General features: G+C 35.9%; 1 protein-coding gene. It reads right to left on the bottom strand.

Features of this window, described 5'->3' with window-relative positions; all coding sequences use genetic code 11:
* Window positions 1-538 (bottom strand): transposase (locus tag O3617_RS09545; protein WP_371449755.1); only part of this gene is annotated, 538 nt, incomplete at both ends.

The raw sequence follows: 538 nt of genomic DNA, 5'->3' as shown, positions 1-538 counted from the left end.
GATTTACTGTTGTTGGTTTCATATACCGTTGGCATTCCTTCTTGTATCCACATCGGTTACAAGATTCACAAATATATACTTTTCGCTCAGATACAAATCCTGTTTTGTTTTTAGCATTACGAGTAAAAGCATATTTTAATTTACGACCTTTTGCACATATAAATGCATCTTCTTCAGGTATATATTCCATATTACGAGCTTTACTAATATCGTTAGCCCAAGCTCTAGTTTTGGCCTTTTCATAATATTGTGGCTTTATACAAGATAAGTAATGGTTGTTCTTTAACCAAGTTAAGTTTTCATGGCTATCATAACCGGCATCAGCTACCACATATGTGAATCGGCGACTATGGATCTGTTCTAGTTGCTGTACAAATGGAATTAAGGTATTAGTGTCGTTGGGCTTAGGGAATACACCAACTCCCATAATATACTCAGAATGAACTGCTAATTGTACATTGTAGGCAGGTTTAAGCTGTCCATTACGCATATGGTCTTCCTTCATACGCATAAAGGTAGCATCATGATCTGTTTTAGA

Source organism: Veillonella sp. 27098_8_77, assembly GCF_041431535.1.
Taxonomy (GTDB): domain Bacteria; phylum Bacillota; class Negativicutes; order Veillonellales; family Veillonellaceae; genus Veillonella.
The sequence above is the reverse complement of the archived record's forward strand: the minus strand, read 5'-3'. Positions and strand labels throughout refer to the sequence as shown.